The sequence below is a fragment of the Arthrobacter sp. D1-29 genome (genome assembly GCF_054130585.1).
This window is the reverse complement of sequence record NZ_CP096383.1, coordinates 5,098,566-5,122,904: the sequence shown is the minus strand read 5'-3', so window position 1 is coordinate 5,122,904 and position 24,339 is coordinate 5,098,566. Positions and strand designations below refer to the sequence as shown.

Sequence of the window (24,339 nt, the reverse complement as noted above, 5' to 3'; positions counted from 1 at the left end):
CCGTTACCGCCGGAGACTTTCGGCTACGGGCGCGGCTCAGTGATGGCGGTGATGGCCAGCTACTGGACCTTGATTTCGGCCAGCCGGATTCCGTAGCCGTAGCGGGTCTTCGGCGCGGCCAGCCTGGGCAGGCTCTTGATGGATACAATGACGTACTGCGATTCGACAGGCTGGGCAAGAGGCATGGTCAGGTCTGTGGAAGTGAAGCTGTTGGTCCCCACCAGCTTGGCGCCGTCCAAGGAAGGACGGTCATTGGTGTAGACGCTGACGTTGCCGCCAGAGGCGCCCAGTTGGGTCAGGGTGACGGATGAGACCGGCGCCTCTGCCTTGAGTTTGATGAACAACGGGACACCGTTGGGCGAAAGCCCGCCCCAGTTCTCCGTGGCGAACTCCATGTCCGACCAGTAACTGGCAGCATTCCCGTCATAGGCCTTGACCAGATCGACGTCGTAAGTGGCCGCGAAGTCGAAGTCACCCTGACGGGTGACGCCTTCAATGGCGGGGGGTGCTGCGGGAGCTGCTGAACTCTGTGTTGGCGCGGAGGTAGGGGCATCGGACGGGGATGACGTGGTCGCGTCGGTGGACGTTGCCTGCGGTGTGGTGAAAAGGCTGCCAAGATTGGTGACTGCAAACACCAGGCCGGCAATCAGTACAAGAGCCAGGAGTCCGCCCACCAGCCAGCGCATTGAACGTGGTTCCCGCTCAGGCTCCTCCTCGGAGTCATAGTCCCGTCCCGAGGTGGAAGGCGGCACGGAGGCCGGCGAAACGCCGGCCGTGGACCGCGAAAATGCAGGAAACTTCTTGGCGGAACGGTCTGCGTGCGGGGATTCGCCGGAGCCGGGCTGCCGGCGCTGGCCGGAATCGGCAGCGACGTCATGCAGGTCGTCCTGGTCCCCATTGTCATAGCCGTAGTCCTCCTCGGACCACAGTGATACCTTCGGCTTCCCCGGCCCTTGAGCATCGCCGGACCCGGCCGTCCCCGAACCAAGAGCCTCGGCCTGCCGGCCTGATGACTGCAGCGGTTGTTGTGTCGTCGGGTCCTGGCTTGATGCCAGCGAATCAGCGGCGCTGCGTTCTGCCGCGGGGGCATGGTTGCGGGCCTTGGCTTCATCAACCGCTGCCCTTCCGGCAGCTCCCATACCAGCGGATCCCACTCCGGCGGCTCCCGCGCCGGCTGCTGCTCCAGCGGCGGCTGCTCCCGCCACACCGGCAGCCGGTGCCGCTGATGGACGGGCAGGCGGCCTGGGTGGAACGACGGGAGCAGTTGACCGGTAGGGGTCAGCCTGGTTCTCGTGGCCACCCGAGTAATTGATGTAGCCGGCGTCAACGTTTTCTTCGTCGTCGTACGGTTCAGGTTCGTTGGAACGTGGCTGGCCGAAAATCTCGCTGCCCAGGGTGTCCGTGAAGAACGGTTCAACATAGGGAGGGTTTGAGGCAACCACCAGGTCCAGCAGGTCCGCGGCGGACGTGTGGTTGGTGATGAGGTAGGTCGCGGCCTCGGTAACGCCGAGGTCCAAAACCTGCACGGTGCCGGGGCGCTCCCCGGTGGCTACCTCCCGGGCGCTCTGGGCCACCTGTTCGGTGTTCTCCGGGCCGGCAACCAGAATGCTGACCGGACGGTTGAGAACCTGGTCCACCCCGTCCAGCACCAGATCGTGGTCGTGCGAAGTCAATACTGTGGCTGTGACCTTGTAGCGGCCGCCGAGCACTGATCCAACATCGATCGGGTGGGACACGTGTTCCTCCTAGACTTTCCGGGAATTGCCGGCCATGCGATGATGCCGGCACAGGTCAAGGCCTGCCGTTGGGCGGGCTGGCACTTGACTGTAGCTACCCCTGTTCACCATCGATCCTAGCCGATGGGCCGCAGCCGCCGTTGGAGACAGGCAGCCGGAATCGGGGCGGAAATCACTTTTTCCGCGGCCGCCGGGGCTTGAAATGAGGGTTGTGGCCCGCCTTTCCCTGGAAAGTCCGCCGGCCGGGCAGCGGGATCTCGTCCCGAAGCAGGCTTCCCTGTGCAGTTCCGGGAACGTCTTCGGCGGGCAAGTAGCGGGGTCCAGAGGAAGATCCGGTCTCGGGGTCCACAGGAACGGCGGGCGTTGGTGACCGTTCGGGCACCGGACCGGCCCGGAAGGAGGCGGCGTCGAATTCCCCGGAGATCCTGGGTATCAGGCCGGTGTCCACCGAGACCGTGGCGCGTTCCGGCGTCGAACGTCCCGTTCCTTGCCCGGCAGCAGCTCCCGGCGACGATGGCGCTCCGCCGGGCACCGCAGTTTCCGGTTCCGCTGAGGACGAACCCCGACCGAGCCTCCCCAGCAGGGGCCGGAGGAGATCACGGAGCTCGGCCACATGGAAGATTTTGAGCAGGAAGACATAGACCACCAGCATGATAGGCCCGACGACGATGAGGGTCACCAAGGCGGTTGCCTGATTGGTCCAGGCAAAGCCGTCCGGGCTGTAACTGCCCATCAGCCATAACGCACCGGCACCCGCAACGGCGGATCCCAGAGCGGCGTACCCCATCCGGATATACGAATTGGCAATTCGAGGACCGTCAAGGTGCCCCAGCAGCCGGCGCAGGAAGTAGGCACTGATGACCACGGAGAGGATGTTGCCGATCATGTACAGGATGGCGATGGCGTAGATGATCTGGCCGACGGGCAGGAACTGGATGGCGAACGCACCGACAACGTAGACAAGGGCCAGCAGAAGCTGGATATAGAACGGTGTGCGGGCGTCTTCGTTGGCGTAGAAGACACGGGACATCATGAAGTTAGCGCTCATAAACGGCGTACTGAGGGCCAGGAGCGTGAGCGTCTGGGCCAGCATCACACCGTCCTGCCGGGGGCCGCCGGAGAAGAACATGCCCAGCGGGCCGGCCAGGGCGAAGAGTGCCAAGGCGCCAAAAACAGTTGCGACTGCCATGGTGCGCAGCCCGTGGGACAGTGCGTCGCGGAGCTCATCCCGGTTGCCGTCCTGGGATGCACGGGTCATCCGGTTGAACAGGACTGTGGCCAGCGAGATGGCAATGATCGAGTGCGGCAGCAGATACAGCTGGCTGGCCACCTCCAGTACGGCGTTGCCGGGCAGCGTGTCTGCTGCCGGGTCACCGGCAGCCTCAAGCCTGAGCCGCTCCGCTCCGGGAATCGTGGCGATACGCATGACATACAGGAAGGCTAGCTGTCCGACGGCGGCAGTCAGCAGCGTCCACACACTGAGTTTTGCCGCCTGGCCAAGTCCCACTCCCCGCCAGCCAAACCGCGGACGCAGCTTCAGCTTCAGACGGAACACAGGCACCAGCAGGATGGCGGTTTGGGCCACCACACCGATGGTGGAGAATCCCGCCACGAGCAGGGTCTGTGAGGGACCCCAGTTTTCCAGGGTGTGCGGGTTGGCGATGTTCGCGCCGAAGATCCAGATGAACATCCCCAGCCCCGCGATGGCCACGAGGTTGTTCAGGATGGGGGCCCACATGGCAGGGCCAAAGGCTCCGTTGGCGTTCAGGACCTGGGTGAGGAGCGCGTACAGGCCGTAGAAGAAGATCTGTGGCAGGCACCAGAACGCAAAAGCCACCGCAAGCGACTTCTGCTGGGGCGAGTAACCCTGTGTGGTCAGTTCAATCACCCAGGGGGCCGCAAGGGTCACCAGGGCCGTGAGCCCCAGCAGCAGGAGCACGGCCAGGGTCAGCAGCCGGCTGATGTAGTCCGCTCCCCTGTCCGGCGCTTTGCTTGCCTTGATGATCTGGGGCACCAGCACGGCGTTAAAGACACCGCCCGCCACCAGCAGGAAGATCAGGTTGGGAAGGTTGTTCGCGTTGATGAAAGTGTCGTTGACAGTGGACCCGAGTCCAAGGGCAATGCCGAGCATCCAGGTTTTGCCGAATCCCAGGAAGCGGGAAATCAGCGTTCCGACAGCCATGATGGCACTGGAGCGCGTTTCGCTGGGTTGGACGGCAGCAGGCTCGGCTTCACCGGCATTGCCTGCGTTGTCGGAGGGGAAGTTGGTAGCTGGCATCGACTTCATCGTCTCACCCGGACACGGTTAAAGCTGCAATGCCGGCGGGCCAAAGGTGGAGCAAGAGGCATAGCCGCAGCCTCAGAGGTGCTCGGGCAGGACTTCCCTGGCCAGATCCGCGATGCGCCGCTCATTGGGAAAGGAGAGCTTCCGCGCGAGTTCCTGGATGGGCACCCACGCCACGTCAACGGCTTCCTGGTCGGGATCGTTTTCAATGGTGAGCTCACCGCCTGTGGCGCGCAGGAGGTAGTGGTGCACGGTCTTGTGAACCCGGTGGCCGCTGACCGTAAACCAGTAGTCGATGCTGCCCAGCGGAGCAAGGATCCGGCCGTCAATGCCGGTCTCCTCGGCGATCTCGCGGACTGCGGCCTGTTCGTTGTTCTCCTTGCCCTCCGGATGACCCTTCGGCAGGCACCACTCCAAACGTCCGCCCCTGTTCAGGCGGGCAATGATCGCAACCCGGAGTTCGGCGTCGGACGTGTCCACCACAACGCCCCCGGCGGAAATTTCCTCAACGGTTGGCAGCGATGCCGGCGCCGAATGCTGCGCAGGCGCGACGTGGGCACCGATTGCCGACGGCAACGGTGGGTTTGTCCTCCTGCCGGGAGCGCTCGGTACGGGATGGGCCATGAAGTCCACTCTAACGACTCTTCTCACTCCGTGATGACCGAAACATGGCATCAAGGTGGACTGTGCATAACGCCCCTCGAGCCGCGGACCTGGCCACAGGCCTTGTGTGGCCGGGGCAGAGTGACGCTTTCCGGCCGTTTTGCCACCTTTTCCCATTCGGTCTGACAAGCTTAAGTAACTATGGCGCACGCACATCACAAGACTGATACCCACACCGTCGACTTCCAGGTGGACCCGGTGGTCCTGGAGTTGGGGCAGCGCTTTGTCGACGCCGGACATGAGCTCTCGCTGGTGGGCGGCCCGGTGCGGGACCTCTTCTTGGGGCGGACATCACCGGACCTTGACTTCACCACGGACGGCACGCCGGACCAGACGGTGGCCCTGATCAAGAAATGGGCCGACAACTACTGGGAAATCGGCCGCGCCTTTGGAACGATCGGAATGCGCAAGGCAGGCTTCCAGATCGAGATCACTACCTACCGCGCCGAAGCCTACGACCCGGAATCCCGCAAGCCCGTAGTGGCATTTGGATCGTCACTGACGGATGACCTGCTGAGGCGCGACTTCACCATCAATGCCATGGCGCTGCGGCTGCCCAGCTTGGAGCTCGTTGACCCGTTCGGCGGAGTCCGGGACCTGCATGCTTCTGTCCTTGCCACTCCGGGCGCGCCCGAGTCATCCTTCTCCGACGACCCCCTCCGGATGATGAGGGCGGCCAGGTTTGCATCGCAGCTCGGCATTTCAGTGCACGACGACGTTCGCTTGGCCATGAGCCAAATGGCCGAACGGATTGCCATCATTTCCGCGGAACGCGTCCGTGATGAGCTCATCAAGCTGATCTCCGGCGCCCACCCCCGCGTGGGCGTGGACCTGCTGGTGGACACAGGACTGGCGGAGTTCGTGCTGCCGGAAGTGTCAGCTTTGCGGCTTGAATCCGATGAGCATCACCGCCACAAGGATGTCTACCAGCATTCCCTGCAGGTGCTGGAACAGGCTACAGAGCTGGAAACAGGGCCGGACGGTGCCGTTCCCGCCCCGGATTTTGTGCTGCGCTTCGCTGCACTGATGCACGACGTCGGCAAGCCGGCTACGCGGCGCTTTGAACCGGGCGGCGCGGTCAGCTTCAGGCACCACGACATGGTGGGGTCAAAGCTCACCGCCAAACGGATGAAGGCGCTCCGCTTCGACAATGACACCATCAAGGCCGTGGCCCGCCTGGTGGAGCTGCACATGCGCTTCTATGGCTATGGCGAAGCCGGTTGGAGCGACTCCGCCGTTCGGCGCTACGTGACCGACGCCGGCCCGCTCCTGGAACGGCTCCACCGGCTGACCCGCTCGGACGTCACCACGCGCAACCAGCGCAAGGCGGAGCGGCTGGCCTTTGCCTATGACGACCTTGAAGCCAGGATCGCCACCCTGCGTGAGCAGGAGTCCTTGGATGCTGTGCGCCCCGACCTTGACGGGGCACAGATCATGGCCATCCTGGGGCTCAAACCAGGACCTGTTGTGGGCCGTGCCTATAAGTTCCTCCTTGAGGAACGGATGGAAAACGGCCCCCTGGATCCCGACGATGCAAAGTCCAGGCTGCTGGAGTGGTGGGCGGACCAGCCGGAATCAACACCGCCTGCACCCGAGACCGGCATGTCCCCTGCAAATGTGGAACTCTCCCCCACTGAGGAGCCCAAGTGAGCATCCCGATGATTGCGCCCCGACCCCAGCTCTGGATCCTGCGCCACGGCGAAACCGAGTGGTCCAAGAGCGGCCAGTACACAGGCCTGACCGACCTGCCGCTGACCGTGGAGGGTGAACAGCAGGCCGTTGAAGCACGCAAGGTCCTGGACCCGGTGGACTTTGACCTGGTGCTGACGTCGCCCCTGCGCAGGGCCCGCCGCACTGCTGAACTGGCGGGCTTCCCCGACGCCCAGCACGAACCCCTCGCCGTGGAATGGAATTACGGCGACTATGAAGGTGTCAGCTCTGACCTGATCCGCAAGGACAACCCTGACTACCTGATCTGGACGCACGGGGTGCCCAATGGGGAGACCCTGGACGAGGTTGCTGCCCGAGCGGACAAGATTGTGGCCAGGGTCCTCGAATCAGGCCTGGACAATGTGCTGATTGTGGCGCACGGTCATTTCTCCCGAATCCTGACGGCACGCTGGCTTGAACTTCCGCCCAGCGAAGGCCGGCATTTCATTCTGGGAACAGCAAAAGTCTGCACCCTGGGCTGGGACAAAAAGACCCCCGCCATTGTCCGCTGGGGACTCTAATTTCCTTATTTACAAACTTCTTTTGAAATAGTCGTGAATTAAGTGGCGAACTGAAGCACTCCTAGTGTAATTTTATTTCTGACCCCAGAGCGTCTTGCCGGGGTCACGGCGCACGTTGCCCGGCCAGTCAGCTGGTGCAACGGCTTAGCGGAAAAGGAGGTTGGGAAAATGATTACTTTGACTAGCGGATGGAAGATGAACATCACCGCGTCCCCGGCCCCTGTCGCTATTGCGCGCCATCTTGATCGACGAACTGACTCTTAGGACCTATAGCTCCTGATGTACGCATCAGTGGAGCAATAGCCACTTCATAGCCTCCCGTAGCAGGGTGGCTGGCCGTCAGCACGCGATCCAGGCGGAACCCCGCGGTTGCGCAGCACCCCCATAGTTCAGAACCAGCTTCTTGTTGGGTCTGCCGCGCCATGGCCTCACTGGCCTCTTTCGCATTTTGCGAAACATCACTAATTAGCACCGGGCATTTCTTTGCCCAAATTCAGTTCTCTATTGTCGCGAAATAAAGGGCTCTATTTGCCGTGCCCAATTATATTCCGCTGAAGATCCGAGGAAACAAATGACCGCCACGATACCTGCTGCACCACGTTCCCAGTCCGCTGACCGGGCTGCAGATCCAGCGAAAGGAGGTGAAACCACCATGATCAAGAAGATCCAAAAGGCACTGTTTTCCCGGCGCAAGCCCATCCGTGAACAACCCCGTGAGTTCAACGCGGAACTGTTGAACGCACACCGTGAGTACGTTTTCTTACTGATGCACCAGCAGATGCGCGGCCTGAACTGATCCCGCGTCCCTCTTCTTTCGCCAGGAGGAGCTGATGGCCAGTATCGGCAGAAATCCGCCAGGAGCCCACGCGGCAACGCGTGGGCTCCCCCGTTTAAGTGCTGAACTCGCTTGAACCAGTGAATCATCCTGGCATGAACGTCCCTTTTTGCCAGCGTGCCCCACGGCAGCTGTTCGTGCGGTTACGGCTCTGGCGGCTGTGACGGCGTCGGGGTTCGGTTCCGTGAGATTCCCGCGAACGGTTCGATCGTTCCTCGGGAACCACCCGGGTAAGCTCGAAACCATGCAGGAGACCAGACCGCCGGCGAACCGACGACGCACCCGGCTGGTGGTTCCAAGCCGCAGCGACCTGCTGCTGAGGAACTTCACCGAGCTGATCGGTGGACCAATGGGAACCCGTTCGGCCCCCGGAGTTGTTTCACCAGGGATATTTACGGTGGAGCGGGTGCTGATCATCCTGACGGTCATCGCCGCGTTGGCGGGTATTGCCATCAAAGGCTACTGCCGCGCCAACGGGTGGGAGTCCCCCAGCCAGTTTTACGCGACGTGCTACTCCGACTTCCCTGAACTCTTCCGTAACCGCGGCCTTGGGGAGGGGACGTTTCCATTCTTCAGCCAGGGAAGCCTCTTTGAGTACCCGGTCCTGATGGGCCTGATCGCCGGAGCAACAGCCCTTTTGGTTCCCGGCCAGGGGGTCAGCGATGACCGCATCCTGGGCTATTACGACATCAACGCAACCCTGATTGCCGCTGTCTGGATCGTCACCGTGCTGGCTACTGCACGAATGTCGAGCCGTCGCCCTTGGGATGCGGCGATGGTGGCGCTGGCCCCTGGAATCGTCCTCGCCGGGACCATCAACTGGGACATGTGGGCTGTGGGAATGCTGGCCCTGGGAATGTACTTCTTTTCGAAGGAACGGCTGCTGATTGCCGGGGTCCTCATGGGGCTGGGCACGGCAACGAAGGTTTATCCCGTGCTGATCTTCGGTGCGATTCTGCTTCTCGCACTGCGCACAGGCCGGATCAGGGTGTTCCTGGTGACCGCCGGGGCGGCACTGGTGTCATGGCTCGCGGTCAACGTTCCCATCGCGGCAATGAACCCCTCCGGCTGGCAATACTTTTACCAGTTCACGGAAGACCGGCCGGCCGGTTACAGCTCGCCGTGGTTCGCCTACAACCTGGTGGCGGAAAGGCTCCGCTGGCGGATCCTGGACGCCGAGAGCATCAACGCCCTGGCCCTGAACATTTTCGTGCTGGCCTGCATCGGGATAGCTGTGGTGGCACTGACGGCGTCGCGGCGGCCACGGATAGCGCAGCTGGCCTTCCTGATTGTGGCGGCGTTCATCCTCACCAACAAGGTCTACTCCCCCCAGTTTGTGATCTGGCTAATCCCCCTCCTGGCCCTTGCAAGGCCCAGATGGCGGGATTTCCTGATCTGGCAAGGCATTGAAGGCCTGCACTGGGCGGCGATCTGGATGTACCTCGGGCAGGTGACCAGCAATGGGCCCTCGCAGCACAATATAGACATGCCCTACTATGTTTTCGCCGTAGCGGCTCATATGCTGGCGATGGCATATCTTATGTTCAGGGTGGTGTGGGACATTTACGAGCCTACGTACGATCCCATCCGCCGGCATGACCTGGATGACCCCCACGGAGGTCCTTTTGACGGGGCTCCCGACTGGCTGAGGATCGCTGTAGCCCGGCCGGCCGAGTCTGTCCTTCCCTGGAGGGCGAGGAGCCATGCCTGACGTAGCCGTTGTTGGTTCCGGCCCCAACGGGCTGGCTGCAGCCGCAGTGATGGCGCGGGCGGGCCTTTCCGTGGAGGTCTACGAGGCCGCAGACACGTTTGGCGGGGGGACACGAACTGTTGAACTGATGCAGCCCGGGCACTTCCATGATGTTTGCTCGTCCGTCCACCCCATGGCGCTGGCCTCGCCGTTCTTCCGCGATTTTGAGCTGGCCCGCCGGGTGGATCTGGTGGTTCCGGAACTTTCTTTTGGATCACCGCTCGACGGCGGCCGCGCCGCCCTCGCGTACCGCTCCCTGGACCGGACAGCTGACGGACTGGCGCAGGACGGCCCCGCGTACCGGCACCTGATGCGCCCGCTCGTGAGCCGCATCGACGGCGTCATGGACTTCACCCAGCACCAGCTCCTGCGGATGCCCCGGGATCCGCTCGCGGCACTCCTCTTTGGTCTCAGGACGCTTGAGCAGGGATCGCCGCTGTGGAATGCCAGGTTTCGGGAGGACCTCGTGCCCACGCTGCTCAGCGGAGTCGCAGCGCATGCGGTATCGCACCTTCCGTCGCTGGCGGCTTCGGCTGCCGGGTTGATGCTCACCGCGCTGGCACATGCTCAGGGATGGCCAATTCCTGTTGGCGGATCAGCCTCCATCGCGGCAGCACTCGCGGCGGACATCAAAGCCCATGGTGGAACGATCCACACAGGAACACCAATAGACAACATCAAGGACCTTGGTGCCCCCCGTGCCATTCTCCTGGACGTCGCCCCACGGGGACTGGTGAACCTGGCAGGCACGCATCTCCCCACGGCATACCGGCGGGCCCTGGAATCCTTTCGCTATGGCAACGGTTCCTGCAAAGTGGATTTCATCCTCTCCGGTCCTGTCCCATGGGCGGCCGGTGAACTGGCAGAAGCGGGGACTGTGCACGTGGCAGGAACGCGGGCCGAGCTTGCTCTCGCGGAGAACGAGGTTTCGGCTGGCAGGCATCCCGAACGGCCGTACGTGCTTGCGGCGCAGCCCTCGCCGTTTGACAGCGGCCGGGCGCCGGCAGGCAGGCACATTCTCTGGACGTACTGCCATGTGCCGGCCGGATCAGACCGGGATATGGGCGAGGCGGTCACCGCCCAGTTGGAGAGGTTTGCTCCCGGATTCCGCGACGTGGTGGTCCAGACTCATGTGACAACGGCCGCCGGACTTGCCAGGTACAACAGGAACTATGTTGGTGGCGACTTTAGCGCCGGCGTCATGGACGTGCGCGGATTGCTGCAGCGGCCTGTGGTTTCCCCCGTACCATGGCGGACACCCTTGCGCGGGATCTATCTCTGTTCCTCTTCCACGCCTCCGGGCCCGGGTGTCACCGGCATGCCCGGATTCTTCGCAGCAAAGTATGCACTAAAGGACATATTCGGGCTGCCCGTCCCGCACCTTGGCCTCTGAGCCGCGCGAACGAACACTTGAGGCCCGTCTCCGCGGGCTTGAGTCATAGGGCCGCAGGTGTTCGTTCGCCTGAAGGAGGAGAGTGCTAGTTTGCGGCGGTGAAGCGCGCCCGGCGGTGGGCAGGCGTTTCGATCTCGTCCAGCAGTGCAACGGCATAGTCCTGGCTGGAGATGCTGCCACCTGCCGGGGTGTCCTTGGCGGTGACATAGGTGCCCGTGCGTTCGCCCGGCTGGATGAGGGGAGCCGGGGCAAGTACCGTCCAGTCCAGGGACTCGGAAGCCTTCCGGACGGCGTTGAGTGCGACAGCGTGGGTTTGTGCCTCTGCTTTGTAGGCTTCGGGAAAGTCGGGTGAATCGACCAGCCGAACGCCGTCGATCTCCAGGGAGCCGGCCCCGCCCACAATGAGGAGGCGTGTCCCTTCAGAGTTGCTGTAGGCGGTGTCCATGGCCGCGAGCCATTCGCCGTGGTCCCCGCCGGTGCGGCTGGGTCCCGTCGCGAGGACAACGGCGTCGTGGTCCTTGGCGATCTCCGCGAAGGTGCTTTCGTCTGCGAGGTGGGCTGCAACAGATTGTGCGCCGGACACGTCGGCCCCCGAGCGGGAGATGGCCGTTACCTGATGGCCGCGGGTCAATGACTCATTCACGATCTCGCTGCCGATCATGCCTGTGGCTCCATAGACTGCAATTTTCATGATTCTCCTTCTTGGTTGCTACGCTGACGAGGTCCCAAAGTATCCAATGGATACTGATAGCTTCAAAGGAACTCAGTTACCTCATGGAAACCATGCAGACCGGGGCCACTGCCTCCAACTCCCCTGCCTCCAACTCCCGCGCCTACAGCTCCCCCGTCTTCGACGTCTTTGAGCCCGACTGTCCCTCCCGTGTGGTCTTCCAGCGCATCGGGGACAAGTGGGCTTCCCTGGTCATCCAGGTTTTGGCGGGCGGCCCGGTCAGGTTCTCTGAACTGCGGAAAATGGTCAACTTCGTCACGCCCAAGGTTTTGACGCAGACGCTCCGGACCCTTGAGCGGGACGGGCTGATCACACGGCATGTTTTTGCGCAGGTCCCTCCCCGGGTGGACTACGAACTGACCGGCCTGGGCCGCTCCCTGCTGGAACCCCTCACCATGCTTCGCCGCTGGGCAGAGAACAATGTGCCCACCATCCTGGATGCACGTGATGCCTATGATGACGCCCAGGATGCAGCGCGACTGGGGTGAAAGCCGCCGTGTAATGCCCTCCAGGGCCCCGCGGGACGAAGGACCTCAGAAACGGGGCATAATAGCGCGGGTGGGGAATTCAAAAAAACTGACACTTGGCATCATTGGACTTATTCTCGGTGCCTCCTTGGTGGCGTGCGATGACGGCAAAGCCGCTGCGAGGGATGCCGCCGGGCAGCTTGCGTCGGCAGTTTCCGCGCTCGACGTCGGCTCCGTCGCCTTTGACGGGAAGGACTCCGCGGCCGCCAACGAGCAGCTTCGTGAGGTTTTCAAAGCACTCGATCCGGAGAAGCCGGCGGTTCAAGCCGGTGAGGTGACGGTGGAGGGCGACACCGCCGCCGTTCCGCTGAACTACACCTGGAAAATCGATGGCGCTGAGTGGAAGTACACAGTCTCAGCCAAACTCAAGAAGTCGGGCGACAAGTGGCTGACCGCGTGGGAGCCTGCCGCGTTTGTGCCTGGCCTGGCCGACGGCGAAATCCTCACCAAGGACTCCCAGTCCCCGCCGCGAGCGGACATTCTGGGTGCGGGCGACGCCAAGCTGGTCACCTACCGTCCCGTGGTCAATGTCGGCATTGACAAGCCCCAGTTGGGATCAGCAGACCCTGCGGCGTCTGCGACGAAACTGGCGGAACTGGTGGGTGTGGATCCCGCCGCCTTCGCTCAGCAGGTGGCCGCTTCCGGCCCCGAGGCCTTCGTTTCGGCGATCACCCTTCGTGAGGAGGGCCGCACCATCACGGACCAGCAGATCACCGCGATCCCGGGTGCGCGGGCCATCCCGGCAACCCTGCCACTCGCGCCCAGCCGCACGTTCGCACGGGCAGTGCTTGGTTCTGTTGGCGAGGCCAATGCAGAGCAGATTGAAGCATCGGACGGCGCCCTGACCGCCGGTGACGTGACCGGCACGGGGGGACTGCAGCAGCAGTACGACGCGCAGCTCCGCGGTACGGATGCAGTGGTGATCCGGGCCCAGCGCGCCGGCCTCACCCGGGAAGAGATCCAGGCCACCCGCCCCGATCCCCGACGAGTTGTTTTCGAGGTGTCGCCCACACCGGGCACGCCGTTGAAGACCACCCTTGATCCCAACCTGCAGTCCCTGGCGGAGACCGTCCTGGTGAAGGTGGGCCCGGCGTCGGCCATTGTTGCCCTCCGTCCGTCTTCGGGTGCAGTCCTGGCGGCCGCCTCCGGTCCCGGAAGCAATGGCTATAACACCGCCATGCTGGGCCAGTACGCGCCCGGGTCCACCTTCAAGATGGTTGATTCGCTGGCCATGCTCCGCAACGGCATGACTCCGGATTCAAAAGTGGAGTGCACACCCAGCCTCACGGTCGATGGCCGGACCTTCAAGAACGCCGAGGGCTATCCCGCCGACTCGTTGGGCTCCGTAACGCTCCGCGATGCCTTTGCCCACTCCTGCAACACGGCGTTCATCGCGGCACGTGAGAACGTCACCCAGGCGCAGCTTGAAGCTGCCGCAATGGCCATGGGAGTGGCGGTGGAAGCCCCCGCCCTGGGTGCGGATGCCTTCCTTGGCTCGGTACCCGGTGAGGCTGCAGGCACCGAACATGCAGCCTCCATGATCGGGCAGGGCAAGGTCCTGCTGTCACCGCTGGCCGCTGCCATGATGGCCGGAGCAGTGGCCAAGGGGGCGCCGGTTTCACCGCAGCTCGTCCTGAACCCCGACGCCGGTGCTCCCGCCGCCGATACTGCCGGCGAGCCGAGCGCCGAAGCCGGGCAGCCGACGTCGACCGTTACGCCCGAGGCGCCGTCGAAGGCATCCGACAAGCCGATCACCAAGGAGGAAGCTGCGGCATTGGCGGACATGATGCGGGCCGTGGTCACCTCCGGTCATGCAGGGTTCCTGGCCAGCGTCCCGGGAGCGCCCGTGGCAGCCAAAACCGGCACCGCCGAGTTCGGCAACGAGAACCCGCCCAAAACCCACGCATGGATTGTCGCTGTGCACGGTGACCTTGCGGTGGCTGTTTTCGTGGAGGACGGCGGCCTCGGAGCGACGACGTCCGGGCCCCTGCTGAAGGAATTCCTCACCGCCGCCGGCTAATGATGGAGTTTTCGTCCAGTTACGGCGGGTCGGAGCGCCCGGAAGTCGCCTTAAGTGGACAAAAACTCGTGGGGGTGTGGGCATGGGAAGATTGTTGGCGTGGCCCATATTGACATTTCCGGCATCGATTACTTCCTCTCCGACGGCACCCAACTGCTCAACGGCGTGACCTTTAAGGTCCCGGACGGCACCAAAACTGCCCTGATCGGCCCCAACGGCACCGGGAAAACCACCCTCTTCCGCATCATCTCCGGGGACCTCACCCCTGACGAAGGAGTGATCGGACGGTCCGGGAACATGGGCATCATGCGCCAGTTCGTCGGGCAGGTCCGCGACGACTCCACGGTCCGCGACCTCCTGGTCTCCGCCGCCCCTCCCGCGCTGGCAGCTGCCGCCCTCGCTGTGGACGAGTCTGAGCTCGCAATGATCGAGCACGACGACGAACCCAGCCAGATGCGTTACGCTCAGGCCATCGTCGACTGGGGCGATGCCGGCGGCTACGACGTGGAAACCGTCTGGGACGAGGTCTGCATGGCCGCCCTGGGACTGCCCTTTGACCGTGCCCAGCACCGGCCGGCGTCGAGCCTTTCCGGCGGTGAGCAGAAGCGCCTTGTCCTGGAGGCGCTGTTTGCCGGGCCGGATGAACTGCTGCTGCTGGACGAACCGGACAACTACCTGGACGTCCCCGGCAAGCGCTGGCTGGAGGACAAACTGAACGAGTCCAAGAAAACCGTCTTCTTCATCAGTCACGACCGTGAACTGCTGAACAACGCCGCCAGCCGTATAGTCACCCTGGAACCCGGCATTAATGGCGCCGGGGCGTGGGTCCACGGCGGTGGCTTCGGTTCCTATGTGGATGCCCGCGCGGACCGGAACGCGCGCTTTGAGGAGCTGCGAAAGCGCTGGGACGAGGAGCACATCAAGCTCAAGGAACTCGTCAACATGTACAAAAACAAGGCGGCGTTCCGCTCCGACATGGCCAACCGCTACCACGCTGCCCAGACGCGGCTGGCCAAGTTCCTGGAAGCCGGCCCGCCGGAAGCCCTCCCGATCGAGCAGAACGTGAAGATGCGGCTCAAGGGCGGCCGCACCGCCAAACGCGCCATTGTGGCGGAGAAACTCGAACTGACCGGCCTGATGAAACCGTTCTCCACGGAGGTGTGGTTCGGCGACCGGGTTGGCGTGTTGGGGTCAAACGGCTCGGGCAAGAGCCATTTCCTCCGGCTGCTCGCCACCGGCGGAACGGATCCTGAGCGGGAGCACGTTCCTGTGTCAGATGTTGAAATCGCCGAGGTGCCGCACGAAGGCACCGTTAAGCTCGGCGCCCGGATCCGGCCGGGATTTTTTGCCCAGACCCATGTCCGGCCCGACCTTCTGGGCAAAACCCTGCTGGAAATCCTGCACCGGGGCGACGAACACCGCTCGGGACTGGGCCGGGAGGCGGCGGCCGGAGCACTGGATGGCTACGGCCTTGCCGGGCAGTCCGAGCAGAAGTACGAGTCCCTGTCCGGCGGCCAGCAGGCGCGGTTCCAGATCCTGCTGCTCCAGCTCTCCGGGGCAACCCTGTTGCTGCTGGATGAGCCCACCGACAACCTCGATCTGCACTCTGCGGAGGCGCTGGAACGGGCCATCGACCACTTCGAGGGGACGGTCCTGGCGGTGACGCACGACCGCTGGTTCGCCCGCACCTTTGACCGGTTCCTGGTGTTCGGTTCGGACGGCCGCGTTTACGAATCGGCCGAACCGGTGTGGGACGAGAAACGGGTGGAGCGCGCCCGCTGAAACGGATGCTCTCTCGCAAGTGAAGTGGTCATTGGTGCGAGAGCGTTCGCATTCTTTCTGCGAAAAGTGAGGGAGCGTTTGGCTATTTATACGTCCGGCGCCTGGTCTCTGAGCCGTCCGCTGCATAAGTGACCCATTCGCCTACTTTGCGTCCGGCGTCGTAGGCTCCTTCATCCAGCAGTTCGCCAGTGCTGTGCCAGCGCTGCCAGAAGCCGTCCTGCCGGCCGTCGACGAAAGCGCCTTTCTGGAGCAGTCCACCGCCCTCCCGGTACCAGACGCACGGTCCATCCAGCTGGCCGTGGGCGTATCCGGCTTCAGATTTCACCTGACCGTTCCGGAAATAGAACGTCCAGCGGCCGTGCCGTTCACCATTGAGGTATTCACCGGTGCCCGATACCTTGCCGTCTTTGAACAGTTCATCAGCCATGCAGCCACTGTACCGCTGCCGTTTTGATCAAGCACATGATTAATTGATCAAATATTGCTAGCATTTGAGCATGAAAACCGATGAGCGCCACCGGTTGATCGGGGACCTCCTGCGCGAGCGGGCAGAAGTGAGCGTTGAGGACCTGACGGCGGCCTGCGACGCCTCAGGGGCAACGATCCGGCGCGATCTTGAAGTGCTCGCAGCGCACGGCGTTCTTCGCCGGATCCACGGCGGTGCAAGGAGCCTCATCGTGGGCGGGGAGAACCCTGGCTACGGTCAGCGTGAACTTGAAGACCAGGACATCAAGCTGCGCATCGCTGCCGGTGTGGCCGGATTGCTGCGGGACCAGGAACGCGTGTGGTTGGACAGCGGCACAACCGCCACGGAAATCGCCAGGACCCTGCGGGGCCGGCATTTGACCCTGATGCCCATGTCCCTGCGTTCCCTGAATGCGGTAACAGCCGAGGACCGGAATGCCGGGCAACGCCCCTCGCTGCTCCTGCCTGGTGGGAGCCTCGTCCCGGGGGAACTCTGCTTCCGGGGACCGATGGCGGAATCGAACATCAGGTCCCTCCGCTTTGACAGCGCGGTAGTCACGCCCTGCGCCTTGAACCTCAAGGACGGGCTGCTGGCGCACGACTTGGATGACGCCGCGGTGAAGCGGGCCGGGCTGGAGTCGTCGGGGCGGGTGATTGTTGCCTGCGCCGGCTCCAAATGGAATGCCAAGGCGATGGCGCTGGTGGCCGAACTGGACCTCGTGGACGTGATCGTGACTGAAAAGAACCTCACTGCGCAGGAACTCGCGCAGCTCAAGAACCTCTCGGTGGAAGTAGTGAATGTATGAGCATCAATACCAGCACCACAGCCGGACCGGCCGTGAAAGCAGCAGCAATAGCGACATTTGTGGTCTTCGGAATCAACGGACTGGTTTTTGCCAGCTGGGCTGCCCGGATCCCCGCAGTGACCGAAACGCTGCACCTGACGTCGGGACAAATGGGCACGCTCCTGCTGTGCACAGCCATCGGCTCACTGATCGCACTGCCCACTGCAGGGCTCGTGGTAGGCAAGCTCGGGACGGCCAACACGGTACGGGCCGCGGGCGTCCTGGTAACGCTGTCAGGCGTCGGGATTGCCCTGTCACTCCTCGCTGAATCCGTTGCCGGTACCGCCGTTTGCCTATTCTTCTTCGGAATCGGGATTGGTCTGTGGGATGTCGCCCAAAACATTGAAGGGGCCGACGTTGAACACCGGCTCAGGCGCACCATCATGCCGCAGTTCCATGCCGCCTTTAGCGGTGGAGCGTTTGTGGGAGCGCTGATCGGGGCTGGCCTGTCCAACCTGGGAGTCGGCCTGCCGGTTCACCTGTTGGTCATTGCCGGCGCAGTGGGCCTGGTGGCCCTGCTGACCCCGCGCTATTTCCTCCCTCATCTTCCTGCCGCTGTTCCTGCCGATGGTGAACCGAAGCCAGCCAAGGGGCCCTCTGCCTGGCGAGACAGCCGGACCCTGCTGATCGGGGTGGTGGTACTGGGAGCGACACTGACCGAAGGTGCCGGCAATGACTGGATCGCCAAGGCTTCGGTGGACGGGCTCCACACCACAGAGTCCACGGGCGCCCTGATGTTTGCCCTCTTTGTCCTGGCCATGACGGCCATGCGCTTCTTTGGCGGCCGCGTCATCGACATTTATGGCCGTGTGGTTGTCCTGCGGGCCAGTATGGCGGCCGCAGCAGCCGGGCTTTGCCTGTTTGTGCTGGCCGGAAACGTGTGGCTTGCTGCCGTAGGCGCTGCGCTGTGGGGCGTCGGTGCCGCCCTGACGTTCCCCATGGGAATGTCCGCGGCGGCGGATGACCCAAAGCGCGCGGCTGCCAGGGTTTCCGTTGTATCCACTTTGGGGTATGTCTCCTTCCTGGCTGGGCCCCCGCTGCTCGGATACCTGGGCGACCTCACGGGAATCCACCTGGCGCTGCTGGCGATCCTCGCCCCCATCCTGGTGGCGCTCCTGCTGGCTGGAGCAGCCAAACCGCTGCCGTCCAAGTAACCCAGCGGCATTCATCTCCGCTTGCATCAGGCCATTTGATGTAAGGGCCAGTGAGGCAGGCAAAGGGGGCGCAGAATCCGGTTGTATGGTGGGGACATGCGCAGGATATGGGGCAGAGGCCCGGGCTTAATCAGCCGCTTTGACCGGCACTTGGTCCGGGCTGTTTCCGACTTCCCCGGCGGAAACCACGACACCTTTTTCCGCCGCCTCTCTGCGTCCGCCAACCACGGCAAGCTGTGGATGGGCGCAGCCGCTGTGATGGCTGCCTTTCCCGGGAAGCCGCGGCGGGCCGCATTGCACGGACTCATTGCGCAGGCTGTGGCGTCGGCCGTGACCAATGTGGGGTTCAAGACCCTGCTGCCGCGGGCCCGTCCGCTGCCGGAACACCTTCCTGTTTTCCGGTTTGTGCATCCTCAGCCCACCAGTTCCTCCATGCCGTCCGGGCACTCTGCATCAGCGATTGCCTTCGCGGTAGGGGCAGGCCTGGTCCGACCCTCCCTGGGGATGGCCCTGGCCCCGGTGGCGGCAGGGGTTGCATACTCCCGGGTCCATACCGGCGCGCACTGGCCGTCCGACGTCGTGTTCGGTTCCGCTATTGGGGCGGGGGCAGCACTTATTACCCGAAAATGGTGGCCGGTCCGTCCTCCATTCCCTGAGACCGCCCGCAGCAGGACCTCAGCCCCGCAACTTCCCGGCGGTGAAGGACTCAGCATTGTGGTGAACACGCTGGGCGGATCCTTTACGAATGAAACCGCCGCAGCGCTTCAGGAAGTATTCCCTAAGGCCTATATAAATACTGTCGAGACGGGAGAGAAGCTGGAGGACGAGATCCAGTCAACCACCCGCTTTCCAGGAACAGTCGCCCTGGGGGTCTGGGGCGGCGACGGAACGGTGGGGACGGCAGCTGCTGCCGCCATTGAGCATTCAATGCCCTTGCTGGTCCTGCCCGGAGGCACCCTCAATCACTTTGCACGGGACGCCGGCACAGGATCCCTCAAAGCGGCTTTGGCTGCAGCAGCGAACGGCGAAGCGGCCCTTGCTGACGTAGGGATAGTTTCCGTGGAGCGCGGTCTTGCAGAAAATCCGGAGACCGCCGAGCTGGTGATGCTCAATACCGCAAGCATCGGCCTGTATCCGAACCTGGTGCGGCGCCGTGAGCAACTGCAGCCAGCGCTGGGCAAGCCGCTCGCCGGAGTCGTGGCCATGTTCCGGACTTTCGCAGCCGGAACGCCCACCACGCTGACGGTTGATGGGGTGAGGCACAAACTTTGGATTGCCTACATTGGCCGCGGCCGCTACTACCCCAGGGACCATGCTCCCCTGGTGCGTCCGGTGCTGGATGACGGCGTCCTTGATGTCCGCATGATCACCGCCGACGAATCGTTCGCCCGGCTCCGCCTGCTCTGGTCCGTCCTGACCGGTACGGTGGCCACGTCCCGGATCACGCACCTGAGCGAAGCCACCAGCCTGCGTATCGAGTCCGGCGCTTCGCCCATGGTGCTGGCCGTGGACGGCGAGGCCCTGGCCGGAGTCCGCAGGGCAGACTTCCGGGTGGAACGGCATGCGCTGACGTACTACTCGCCGGTGTCCTGACGTGTAAAAAACGTGTCCTGAAAACTACAAAACGTGTGCCGGGCCAACGGGACCAACAGCCAAAGGAGCTGGTGCCGGTCATCCATGCGGACTACCCTGATTCAACCCTGAATCATCCCTGAGACCGGCGAAATCGGCACCTTCCGTCGGTAGCGTTGAGGATGCACACCAAAACTTCCCCGCATCCCGCAGCCGCACAGCTGCTGTTCGAAGGAACCTTCCCATGATCGAGGCAAAAGGCCTGACCAAGGTGTACGGCGAGAAGACCGCCGTCGCCGGAGTCGACTTCACCGTCGAGGCAGGACGGGTGACAGGCTTCCTGGGCCCCAACGGCGCCGGCAAATCCACCACCATGCGCATGATTATGGGACTGGACCGTCCGACGTCGGGCACCGTAACCGTCAACGGCGCACCCTTTGCCCGGCACGCCGCGCCACTGCGCGACGTCGGGGCGCTGCTGGACGCGAAGGCCGTCCACACCAGCCGCTCGGCTTACAACCACCTGAGGGCCATGGCAGCCACTCACAGCATTCCCAAGAAGCGGGTGCACGAGGTCATCGAAATGACAGGCCTGGCGGAAGTGGCCAAGAAGAAGGTGGGCGGCTTTTCGCTCGGCATGGGGCAGCGGCTCGGAATTGCTGCTGCCCTGCTGGGGGATCCGCAGACCGTCATCCTGGACGAACCCGTCAACGGCCTGGACCCCGAGGGTGTGGTCTGGGTCCGGAACCTGGTCAAGTACCTGGCCTCGGAGGGACGCACCGTGTTCCTCTCCAGCCACCTGATGAGCGAAATGGCTGTCACCGCGGACCACCTGATTGTGATCGGCCGCGGCAGGATCATCGCCGATGCACCCATCCGGGACATCATCAACGGCAAGGGCCGGATCCGCACCCGCGTCCGGACCGACCAGCCGGACCAGCTGATGCAGCTGCTCGCAGGAGACGGCGTCTCTATCGAGCTGCAGGAAAACGAACTGCTCGAGGTCACCGGCCTGGACCCCCGCCGGATCGCACGCGCCGCGCTGGACAGCCACGTCATGATCTACGAACTGACTCCGCTGCAGGCAAGCCTTGAGGAGGCCTACATGGAGCTGACCAAGGATGAGGTCGAATACCACTCGCTGATCACCACGGGGGACACTGCTCCCGTCCAGTCCGGAGGCAACTGATTATGAGCTCAACCACCCTCGACCCCAAGCCTTCCCGCCGCGGCGCGCACGCCGGCACCGTCTTTTCCGGAAAGCTGCCCGGCGACGCCACCAGCACCGGCCCGGGCCCCTCCTTCCTCCGCGTGCTGAACTCCGAATTCATCAAGTTCCGCACGCTGCTGTCCACGCTGATCCTGCTCGGCTGCACCATCCTGGTTATGGTTGGCTTCGGAGCGCTCTCAGCCTGGGGTGTTGGCCAGTTCGCCGAGGAAGCGTTGCGTGACCCGCAAGCCGCCGCGGCCCTTGCCGCCCAGGGCGGAGACCCGGCCATCACCGTCCCCACCTCCGCCATTCCGTTCGCCCAGCTCATCCTGGGATCGCTTGGCGTACTTCTGATGAGCTCCGAGTTCGCAACGGGGATGGCGCGCTCCACCTTTGCAGCGGTGCCGAAGCGGACGCCGGCCTTCATAGCCAAACTGCTGGTGGTGATGCTGACCGCGTTCATTGTCACCGCGGTCTCGGTGTACCTCGCTGGTTTGGTGGCCCTGCCAATCCTGGACAACTACGACCTCAAGCTGGACTTGGCCAGCTCCCAGTCGGTGAAGTTGCTGCTCGTCAACAGCGTCTACGTCGCAGCCGTCGCCGCTATTGGCATGGCACTGGGCTCCTTGCTCCGGAACTCGGCCGGCGGCATCATGAGCCTCGTTGGCCTGTTCTTTGTGGCGCCGATTGCGTTCCAGCTGATTCCGGGCGACTTTTTTGTCCAGACACGCAAGTACCTGCCCGGCAATACGGTGGAGGCCATAACAGCCGTCCAGCACGCGCCCGACACCCTTGAAGTCTGGCAGGCGTCCCTGGTTCTCGGCGCCTGGGTGGTCATCCCGGTGGTGCTCGCCGCCGTCGTCCTCAAGAAGCGCGACGTTTAGGCGGCCGCTCGCCTAGGCTCAACGCATGACCCATGCAGTGCCTGTAAAGGACGCGCCGGCCGGGCAGGCCGACGCGTCCTTTGCCGAGATCACAGCCAAGCGCCGCGGCACGATCCGCCGCTACCTCTTCCAGCACCCCCGGGTGATGGACGGGCTGGTTGCGCTCAGCTATGCGCTGCTGGTTGCCCCCACGGTAGTGGATGCCGTGATGTCCGGCAGCTGGCTGGCCGCCGCCCTCCTCCTCTTCGTGGCCGGTGGCATGTTCTTCCGGCGCTCATACCCTGTGGCCCTGGTGGCGTTTATAGCGGTGATGGAAGTGGCCGTCACCCTTCTCCATCCCTGGGGTTCCAATGTTTCCGCCGGACTGTGGTTCTCGCTGTACGCGGTGGCCGTCGTGCACACGAGGCGGTTCGCTCTGATCACGCTGGCAGTGGCTACGGCTCCGCTGGCCCTGCTGTACCTACTGGCCGCCGTCGGCCCCATGGAAAATTCCTTTGTCCACGACCCGGGAGCCAATCCGGGGGACTTCCACCTACTGACCAGCATCGCCACGGGCGCCACCATCGCGCTGTCCAACGTCATTGCCACCGGCATCGGGATCTCCGTGCGGCAGCGGCGGGAACACGAACAGGAAATCGCCGCCTGGGCGGCCCGCACCGCCAGCCTTGCCTCTGTCAACGAACGGAACCGCATCGCCCGCGAAATGCACGACGTCGTGGCGCACTCGCTGACGGTGATGATCAGCCTGTCGGACGGCGCCGCCGTCGTGGTCAGGAAAAGTCCCGACCGCGCCGGCGAAGTCCTCGGTGAGCTCTCCCGCACCGGCCGGATGGCCTTGGGCGACATGCGGCGGGTGCTGGGTGTCCTGCGGGACGACGCCCAAGGAACCGCGCCACGGCAACCGCTCGCCTCAGGAGACAGCCTGGCGAAGCTGCTGGAGGGATTCCGCACCGCCGGTCTCCCGCTGCACTACTCGCACACCGGCCCCGCGCTGCCCCAGGATGCGGCGTTCCAGCTGACGGTCTACCGGATCGTGCAGGAATCCCTCACGAATGTGCTGCGGTACGGCCGCTCGCTCAGCCGCGTGGACGTGGGCATCGTCCGCGCCGGCTCCACCGTGACCATAGACGTGCTCGACGACGGCACCGGGCTTGCTGCGCACGGCTCTTCTGAACCTGGCGGACCCGGCCCGGGTTCCTCGTTCGGATCGGTTCCGGGGCAAGGACTTGGGCTCGGCCCAGGTGTGGGGTCCGGGCAGGGGCTGGCGGGGATGGCAGAGCGTGCGCGGATCTATTCAGGCACGGTGGAGGCCGGGCGGAGCGGACACGGCTGGCGGGTTCGGGCGCTGCTGACCTGGCCCGGTGACCGGGACTCCGAGCAGCCCGGCAGCGGGAATTCCGCAGCCGGGGAACAGATCCAACAGCTCCCATCCGGCAAGGGCCAAATCGACCAGCCCCACATCCACCGGCTTCAAGTCCAGCAGCCCCGAGTCCAAGAGCCTCCAGCCCAACAGCCCCAAGTCCAACAGCAAGGTAAGGCATGACCGACTCCCAACCCATCACCGTCCTCCTGGTGGATGATCAGCCGCTCCTCCGAATGGGCTTCCGCCTCATCCTTGAAGGTGAGGATGATCTCCGGATCGTTGGCGAGGCCTCCGACGGCGCCGAGGCAGTTCGCCAGGTCCGCGGGCTCAACCCCGACGTTGTGCTGATGGATGTGCGCATGCCTGTCCTGGACGGCATCGAGGCAACACGTGCCATCACCGCGTCCGGATCGTCGGCGAGGATCATCATCCTGACCACTTTTGATGTGGACGAGTATGCCTTTGCCGGCCTGCAGGCAGGTGCGTCCGCCTTCCTGCTGAAGGACGTGGCCCCGTCAGAGCTGATTCATGCCGTACGTGTGGTGGCCAGCGGCGATGCGGTGGTGGCCCCGCGGGTCACCCAGCGGCTGCTGGAAACGTACGTCCGCGGAGTGGAACGGCCGGCCAACGCTGCAGCCTCCAGGGATCCTCTCCTGGAGGACCTGACGCCCCGCGAAACGGAGATGCTGGAGGCCATGGCCGAGGGACTGTCCAATGGGGAAATTGCACACCGCTATTTCCTGTCCGAAGCCACGGTCAAGACGCACGTCCGAAGGATCCTGACCAAACTCCACCTGCGGGACAGGGTCCAGGCGGTGGTGTATGCCTACGAGACAGGACTGGTTGTCCCGAGCAACCCCGACTACTGACGCACAGCTCCTGCACAGGAATGCCC

At 63.8% G+C, this 24,339-nt stretch carries 20 protein-coding genes; 15 read left to right on the top strand and 5 right to left on the bottom strand.

From position 1 onward, the window contains the following. Positions 1-59 precede the first annotated feature (59 nt). The 3 genes from M1E17_RS23275 to M1E17_RS23265 all read right to left on the bottom strand — a co-directional run bounded on the left by M1E17_RS23275 (position 60) and on the right by M1E17_RS23265 (position 4,596). Positions 60-1,736, bottom strand: a complete 1,677-nt coding sequence (locus M1E17_RS23275) for an ABC transporter substrate-binding protein (protein ID WP_457964522.1) — start codon at positions 1,734-1,736, stop codon at positions 60-62. A 172-nt stretch (positions 1,737-1,908) separates the two neighbouring features. After that, complete coding sequence (gene murJ, locus M1E17_RS23270) at positions 1,909-4,014, bottom strand: murein biosynthesis integral membrane protein MurJ (protein ID WP_457964520.1); 2,106 nt, start codon at positions 4,012-4,014, stop codon at positions 1,909-1,911. Between the two features lie 81 nt (positions 4,015-4,095). After that, entirely contained in the window at positions 4,096-4,596 is a 501-nt protein-coding gene (locus tag M1E17_RS23265; protein ID WP_457967905.1) for an NUDIX hydrolase, read from the bottom strand. 228 nt (positions 4,597-4,824) lie between these two features. On the opposite strand from M1E17_RS23265, the gene M1E17_RS23260 reads away from it, so the two are divergent. The 5 genes from M1E17_RS23260 (at position 4,825) to M1E17_RS23240 (ending at position 10,892) form a co-directional block, all read left to right on the top strand. Beyond that, positions 4,825-6,333 carry a CCA tRNA nucleotidyltransferase gene (locus tag M1E17_RS23260; RefSeq protein ID WP_457964519.1) on the top strand — a complete coding sequence of 503 codons (1,509 nt, stop codon included), beginning with the start codon at positions 4,825-4,827 and terminating at the stop codon, positions 6,331-6,333. A gap of 8 nt (positions 6,334-6,341) precedes the next feature. Further along, positions 6,342-6,914, top strand: coding sequence for a histidine phosphatase family protein (locus tag M1E17_RS23255; RefSeq protein ID WP_267279347.1), 573 nt, complete (start codon positions 6,342-6,344; stop codon positions 6,912-6,914). A 571-nt stretch (positions 6,915-7,485) separates the two neighbouring features. Continuing rightward, on the top strand, positions 7,486-7,710 hold the full coding sequence (locus M1E17_RS23250) for a hypothetical protein (RefSeq protein ID WP_457964518.1): 225 nt from the start codon (positions 7,486-7,488) through the stop codon (positions 7,708-7,710). A 283-nt stretch (positions 7,711-7,993) separates the two neighbouring features. Then, on the top strand, positions 7,994-9,460 hold the full coding sequence (locus tag M1E17_RS23245; RefSeq protein ID WP_457964516.1) for a glycosyltransferase family 87 protein: 1,467 nt from the start codon (positions 7,994-7,996) through the stop codon (positions 9,458-9,460). Then, on the top strand, positions 9,453-10,892 hold the full coding sequence (locus M1E17_RS23240) for a phytoene desaturase family protein (protein WP_457964514.1): 1,440 nt from the start codon (positions 9,453-9,455) through the stop codon (positions 10,890-10,892). Before M1E17_RS23245 ends, M1E17_RS23240 begins: the two co-directional genes overlap by 8 nt. A gap of 85 nt (positions 10,893-10,977) precedes the next feature. On the opposite strand, the gene M1E17_RS23235 is transcribed toward M1E17_RS23240, so the two are convergent. Continuing rightward, complete coding sequence (locus tag M1E17_RS23235; protein WP_457964513.1) at positions 10,978-11,583, bottom strand: NAD(P)-dependent oxidoreductase; 606 nt, start codon at positions 11,581-11,583, stop codon at positions 10,978-10,980. Positions 11,584-11,666: 83 nt separating this feature from the next. Here M1E17_RS23235 and M1E17_RS23230 point away from each other — a divergent pair, with 83 nt between their 5' ends. The 3 genes from M1E17_RS23230 (at position 11,667) to M1E17_RS23220 (ending at position 15,951) form a co-directional block, all read left to right on the top strand. Beyond that, the gene (locus M1E17_RS23230) at positions 11,667-12,110 is read left to right on the top strand and encodes a winged helix-turn-helix transcriptional regulator (RefSeq protein WP_457964512.1); all 444 of its coding nucleotides are present in this window, start codon (positions 11,667-11,669) and stop codon (positions 12,108-12,110) included. 70 nt (positions 12,111-12,180) lie between these two features. After that, positions 12,181-14,169 carry a penicillin-binding transpeptidase domain-containing protein gene (locus M1E17_RS23225; protein WP_457964510.1) on the top strand — a complete coding sequence of 663 codons (1,989 nt, stop codon included), beginning with the start codon at positions 12,181-12,183 and terminating at the stop codon, positions 14,167-14,169. Between the two features lie 99 nt (positions 14,170-14,268). After that, positions 14,269-15,951 (top strand): ABC-F family ATP-binding cassette domain-containing protein, encoded by a 1,683-nt coding sequence (locus tag M1E17_RS23220; protein ID WP_457964509.1) that lies wholly within the window; start codon positions 14,269-14,271, stop codon positions 15,949-15,951. An 82-nt stretch (positions 15,952-16,033) separates the two neighbouring features. Here M1E17_RS23220 and M1E17_RS23215 read toward each other — a convergent pair whose 3' ends face one another. After that, positions 16,034-16,378 carry a toxin-antitoxin system YwqK family antitoxin gene (locus M1E17_RS23215; RefSeq protein WP_457964507.1) on the bottom strand — a complete coding sequence of 115 codons (345 nt, stop codon included), beginning with the start codon at positions 16,376-16,378 and terminating at the stop codon, positions 16,034-16,036. A 70-nt stretch (positions 16,379-16,448) separates the two neighbouring features. Between M1E17_RS23215 and M1E17_RS23210 the strand changes: the two genes are divergently transcribed. From M1E17_RS23210 to M1E17_RS23180, 7 genes are all read left to right on the top strand, one after another. Continuing rightward, positions 16,449-17,222 carry a DeoR/GlpR family DNA-binding transcription regulator gene (locus M1E17_RS23210; RefSeq protein ID WP_457964505.1) on the top strand — a complete coding sequence of 258 codons (774 nt, stop codon included), beginning with the start codon at positions 16,449-16,451 and terminating at the stop codon, positions 17,220-17,222. Then, positions 17,219-18,415 carry an MFS transporter gene (locus tag M1E17_RS23205; protein WP_457964503.1) on the top strand — a complete coding sequence of 399 codons (1,197 nt, stop codon included), beginning with the start codon at positions 17,219-17,221 and terminating at the stop codon, positions 18,413-18,415. Before M1E17_RS23210 ends, M1E17_RS23205 begins: the two co-directional genes overlap by 4 nt. 96 nt (positions 18,416-18,511) lie before the next feature. Further along, entirely contained in the window at positions 18,512-20,008 is a 1,497-nt protein-coding gene (locus M1E17_RS23200; RefSeq protein ID WP_457964502.1) for a phosphatase PAP2 family protein, read from the top strand. Between the two features lie 223 nt (positions 20,009-20,231). Next, positions 20,232-21,176 carry an ABC transporter ATP-binding protein gene (locus tag M1E17_RS23195; protein ID WP_457964501.1) on the top strand — a complete coding sequence of 315 codons (945 nt, stop codon included), beginning with the start codon at positions 20,232-20,234 and terminating at the stop codon, positions 21,174-21,176. A 2-nt stretch (positions 21,177-21,178) separates the two neighbouring features. Continuing rightward, positions 21,179-22,081 carry an ABC transporter permease gene (locus M1E17_RS23190; protein WP_457964500.1) on the top strand — a complete coding sequence of 301 codons (903 nt, stop codon included), beginning with the start codon at positions 21,179-21,181 and terminating at the stop codon, positions 22,079-22,081. Between the two features lie 25 nt (positions 22,082-22,106). Continuing rightward, entirely contained in the window at positions 22,107-23,624 is a 1,518-nt protein-coding gene (locus M1E17_RS23185) for a sensor histidine kinase (protein ID WP_457964499.1), read from the top strand. Beyond that, a complete protein-coding gene (locus tag M1E17_RS23180) occupies positions 23,621-24,313 on the top strand; it encodes a response regulator (protein ID WP_457964497.1) in 693 nt (230 codons plus the stop codon). Before M1E17_RS23185 ends, M1E17_RS23180 begins: the two co-directional genes overlap by 4 nt. Positions 24,314-24,339 lie beyond the last annotated feature (26 nt).

Bases quoted from the DNA above. Each gene is read 5' to 3' on its own strand.
- murJ (WP_457964520.1), bottom strand. From the start codon at position 4,014: ATGCCAGCTACCAACTTCCCCTCCGACAACGCAGGCAATGCCGGTGAA.
- M1E17_RS23260 (WP_457964519.1), top strand. From the start codon at position 4,825: ATGGCGCACGCACATCACAAGACTGATACCCACACCGTCGACTTCCAG.
- M1E17_RS23255 (WP_267279347.1), top strand. From the start codon at position 6,342: ATGATTGCGCCCCGACCCCAGCTCTGGATCCTGCGCCACGGCGAAACC.
- M1E17_RS23250 (WP_457964518.1), top strand. From the start codon at position 7,486: ATGACCGCCACGATACCTGCTGCACCACGTTCCCAGTCCGCTGACCGG.
- M1E17_RS23245 (WP_457964516.1), top strand. From the start codon at position 7,994: ATGCAGGAGACCAGACCGCCGGCGAACCGACGACGCACCCGGCTGGTG.
- M1E17_RS23240 (WP_457964514.1), top strand. From the start codon at position 9,453: ATGCCTGACGTAGCCGTTGTTGGTTCCGGCCCCAACGGGCTGGCTGCA.
- M1E17_RS23235 (WP_457964513.1), bottom strand. From the start codon at position 11,583: ATGAAAATTGCAGTCTATGGAGCCACAGGCATGATCGGCAGCGAGATC.
- M1E17_RS23230 (WP_457964512.1), top strand. From the start codon at position 11,667: ATGGAAACCATGCAGACCGGGGCCACTGCCTCCAACTCCCCTGCCTCC.
- M1E17_RS23215 (WP_457964507.1), bottom strand. From the start codon at position 16,378: ATGGCTGATGAACTGTTCAAAGACGGCAAGGTATCGGGCACCGGTGAA.
- M1E17_RS23210 (WP_457964505.1), top strand. From the start codon at position 16,449: ATGAAAACCGATGAGCGCCACCGGTTGATCGGGGACCTCCTGCGCGAG.
- M1E17_RS23205 (WP_457964503.1), top strand. From the start codon at position 17,219: ATGAGCATCAATACCAGCACCACAGCCGGACCGGCCGTGAAAGCAGCA.
- M1E17_RS23200 (WP_457964502.1), top strand. From the start codon at position 18,512: ATGCGCAGGATATGGGGCAGAGGCCCGGGCTTAATCAGCCGCTTTGAC.
- M1E17_RS23195 (WP_457964501.1), top strand. From the start codon at position 20,232: ATGATCGAGGCAAAAGGCCTGACCAAGGTGTACGGCGAGAAGACCGCC.
- M1E17_RS23190 (WP_457964500.1), top strand. From the start codon at position 21,179: ATGAGCTCAACCACCCTCGACCCCAAGCCTTCCCGCCGCGGCGCGCAC.
- M1E17_RS23185 (WP_457964499.1), top strand. From the start codon at position 22,107: ATGACCCATGCAGTGCCTGTAAAGGACGCGCCGGCCGGGCAGGCCGAC.
- M1E17_RS23180 (WP_457964497.1), top strand. From the start codon at position 23,621: ATGACCGACTCCCAACCCATCACCGTCCTCCTGGTGGATGATCAGCCG.